Raw genomic sequence first — 3,451 nt, 5'->3', positions numbered from 1 at the left:
GGTGAATTCGACGCCATCGTCATGGCGGGCGGCGCCGAAGCGCCGCGCGACCTGCCGGTGCCGGGCCGCGAGCTGAAGGGCATTCATTTCGCGATGGACTTCCTGCCGCAGCAGAACAAGATCAACGCCGGCGACAAGGTGAAAGACCAGATCAAGGCCAACGGCAAGCACGTGGTGGTGATCGGCGGAGGCGATACCGGTTCCGACTGCGTGGGCACCTCCAACCGCCACGGCGCGGCCAGCGTGACCCAGTTCGAACTGATGCCAATGCCGCCGGAGCAGGAAAACAAGCCGATGGTCTGGCCGTACTGGCCAACCAAGCTGCGCACCTCTTCCTCCCACGAGGAAGGCTGCGAGCGCGACTGGGCGGTGGCCACCAAGCGCTTCGAAGGCAAGGGCGGCAAGGTTGAAAAGCTGATCGCCTGCCGCGTCGAATGGAAAGACGGCAAGATGACCGAGGTGCCGAACTCCGAGTTCGAGATCAAGGCGGACCTGGTGCTGCTGGCCATGGGCTTCGTTTCTCCGGTGGCGCAAGTGCTGGATGCTTTCGGCGTCGACAAGGACGCCCGCGGCAACGCGCGCGCCACCACCGACGGTGAGCGTTGCTACCACACCAGCAAGCCAGGCATCTTCGCGGCCGGCGACATGCGCCGCGGCCAGTCCCTGGTCGTGTGGGCGATCCGCGAAGGCCGTCAATGCGCGAAGGCGGTGGACGAGTACCTGATGGGCTCCTCCGTCCTGCCGCGCTGATCTTGCGCAGGGTCAAGCGCACGGCTCCGTGCGCTTGACCTTTCTTCTCTCCGGCGTAGACTGGCCTCCACGACATCGCGATGGAGGCCATGATGGGTAGCCCGCAGCAGTCCGAAGATCGGCGCGCCGAACGGCTCGCCCGGTTGGAAGCGAATGTCGAGATTCTTCTTGAGCAGGGGCGGGAAAACCGGGAGGAGCACCGCAATCTCGTCGATCAGATTGTCAAAATCCGCACTACCGACTTCCGTATCCTGGTTGGCCTCCTGATTAGCGGCGATCTCGCCATTCTCGGCCTGATGTACCGCGCCTTAGGCTGATGCTGCCATGCAGCAGCCCAACAGCCGTTTCCAAATGTAAATTGCTGACTTGCGGGTTATTAGTGTTGTATCATTCACCTCTTTAAAGTTGCCATATTGCCAGTGAAAAAGCGGTCCTCAGCAGAGGTAACCGTTTCTGAACTACAATATGGTGTTAATAATAAAAGAGTGTGATCAGTGTCTAACCTTGTCGAAATCCGCGATTTGCACTTCTCTTATGGGAAGCGTGCGATCCTGTCCGGCCTCCGTATGGACTTCCCGCGCGGGAAGGTGGTGGCGGTCATGGGCGGCTCCGGCAGCGGCAAGACCACGGTGCTGCGCCTGATCGGCGGCCAGCTGCGTCCGCAAAAAGGCGGCGTGAATGTGGACGGCCAGATCGTTCACCAGCTGAAAACCAAGGAATTGTATTTGCTGCGCCGCAAGATGGGCATGCTGTTCCAGCACGGCGCGCTGTTCACTGACCTCACTGTTTACGAGAACGTCGCCTTCCCCCTGCGCGAGCATACCGACCTGAGCGAAGAACTGATCCGCGACCTGGTCCTGATGAAGCTGCACGCGGTTGGCCTGCGCAATGCCGCGCCGCTCAAGCCCGCCGAGATTTCCGGCGGCATGGCGCGCCGCGTGGCTCTGGCGCGTTCGATCGCCCTGGACCCGGAACTGATCATGTACGACGAGCCCTTCGCCGGCCTCGACCCGATCTCCATGGGCGTGACCGCCAACCTGATCCGCAACCTGAACGACGCGCTCGGCTCGACCACCATCCTGGTGTCGCACGACGTGAAAGAGTCCTTCATGATCGCGGACTATGTGTACTTCCTGTCGCAGGGCAAGATCGTCGCCCACGGCACCCCACAAGAAATGATGGTTTCGACCGATCCATATGTAAAACAGTTCGTCCATGCCGAAACGGACGGACCCGTGCCCTTCCACTATCCGGGCAAATCGCTGGCCGATGACCTGGGCCTGGGAGCACGCCGATGATGCGCAGTTTCCTGACTTCGGTCGGCGGCGGCGCCCGCGACTACGTGGAGAGCGTCGGCTTTGCCGCGCGCACCTTCTTTACCATGATCGGCCTGTCGCCCGGCATCCTGCGCCGTCCGCGCCTGCTGGTGGAGCAGCTCCACATCATTGGTAACTATTCGCTGCTGATCATCACGCTGTCCGGCCTGTTCGTCGGCATGGTGCTGGGCCTGCAGGGTTATTACACGCTGAATAAATATGGCGCCTCCGAGTCGCTGGGCCTGCTGGTGGCCCTTGGCCTGACGCGCGAACTGGGTCCGGTGATTACCGCCCTGCTGTTCGCCGGCCGTGCCGGTACCTCGCTGACTGCGGAAATCGGCCTGATGAAGGCGGGCGAGCAGTTGTCCGCCATGGAAATGATGGCCGTCAACCCGATCCAGCGCGTGCTGGCGCCCCGCTTCTGGGCCGGCGCCATTTCCGTGCCCCTGCTGGCCTCGATCTTCAGCGCCGTGGGCATCCTGGGCGGCTGGCTGGTCGGCGTGCAGCTGATCGGTGTGGACGAGGGTGCTTTCTGGTCGCAGATGCAGGGCGGCGTGGATGTATGGAAAGACATCTTCAACGGATTCGTGAAAAGCGTGGTGTTCGGCATTGCCATCACGTTCATTGCGCTGTACCAGGGCTATGAAGCCAACCCGACGCCGGAAGACGTGTCCGGCGCAACTACCCGCACCGTGGTCATCTCCTCGCTGATGATCTGGTGGCTCGACTTCATGCTGACTGCCCTGATGTTCAGCAAGTAATAAGAAGATAGGAATAACTATGCAACGTAAATCTCTCGATATCTGGGTCGGTCTCTTCATCGTGATCGGCGCCGCCGCGCTGATGTTCCTGGCCCTGAAGGCCGGCAATATGGGCTCGATCTCCTTCAACAAGACTTACCAGATCTCGGCCAAGTTCGACAACATCGGCAGCCTGCGTCCGCAAGCGGCGGTGAAGGCATCCGGCGTGGTGGTGGGGCGCGTGGCCAGCATTGGCTTTGACGACAAGCAATACAAAGCCGTGGTCACCATGAATATGGATGAGGATTTCAAGTTCCCGAAAGACAGCTCGGCCAAGATCCTGACCGCCGGCCTGCTCGGTGAGCAATACGTCGGCATCGAAGCCGGCGGCGACGAGAAAAACCTGGTAGCCGGCGACAAGATTGCCCGCACCCAGTCCGCAACCGTGCTGGAAGACCTGATCAATCAGTTCATCTACAGCAAGGCTGCCGAAGGAAAGGATTCGAAATAATGAGCAAGTTCCGCACTGTCGCCCTGACCCTAGCTGCCTCCGCCACGTTGGCGGGCTGCGCCGGTCCCAATCCGCGCGACCCGTATGAAGGTTTCAACCGTGCCATGTTCAGTTTCAATGACACGGTCGACACC

General features: G+C 61.0%; 5 protein-coding genes and 1 pseudogene. All 6 read left to right on the top strand.

Annotated features, from left to right (window positions below; genetic code table 11):
* Positions 1-750: glutamate synthase subunit beta (locus tag AB4Z11_RS26970; RefSeq protein WP_442028919.1), on the top strand; the 750-nt coding region annotated here is incomplete at its 5' end.
* Positions 751-839: 89 nt separating this feature from the next.
* Positions 840-1,067, top strand: coding sequence for a hypothetical protein (locus AB4Z11_RS26965; protein WP_442028918.1), 228 nt, complete (start codon positions 840-842; stop codon positions 1,065-1,067).
* A 177-nt stretch (positions 1,068-1,244) separates the two neighbouring features.
* On the top strand, positions 1,245-2,048 hold the full coding sequence (locus tag AB4Z11_RS26960; RefSeq protein ID WP_442028917.1) for an ABC transporter ATP-binding protein: 804 nt from the start codon (positions 1,245-1,247) through the stop codon (positions 2,046-2,048).
* Positions 2,045-2,827 carry a lipid asymmetry maintenance ABC transporter permease subunit MlaE gene (gene mlaE / locus AB4Z11_RS26955; protein ID WP_442028916.1) on the top strand — a complete coding sequence of 261 codons (783 nt, stop codon included), beginning with the start codon at positions 2,045-2,047 and terminating at the stop codon, positions 2,825-2,827. The genes AB4Z11_RS26960 and mlaE overlap by 4 nt, the downstream gene beginning before the upstream one ends.
* Before the next feature lie 19 nt (positions 2,828-2,846).
* Positions 2,847-3,317, top strand: a complete 471-nt coding sequence (mlaD, locus tag AB4Z11_RS26950; protein WP_442028915.1) for an outer membrane lipid asymmetry maintenance protein MlaD — start codon at positions 2,847-2,849, stop codon at positions 3,315-3,317.
* Positions 3,317-3,451: pseudogene (locus tag AB4Z11_RS26945) on the top strand (MlaA family lipoprotein); the annotation flags it as partial. The gene mlaD and the pseudogene AB4Z11_RS26945, both read left to right, overlap by 1 nt.

Source organism: Pseudoduganella sp. RAF53_2 (assembly GCF_052113985.1).
GTDB lineage: Bacteria > Pseudomonadota > Gammaproteobacteria > Burkholderiales > Burkholderiaceae_D > Rugamonas.
This window is presented reverse-complemented; position numbering and strand designations above follow the sequence as displayed.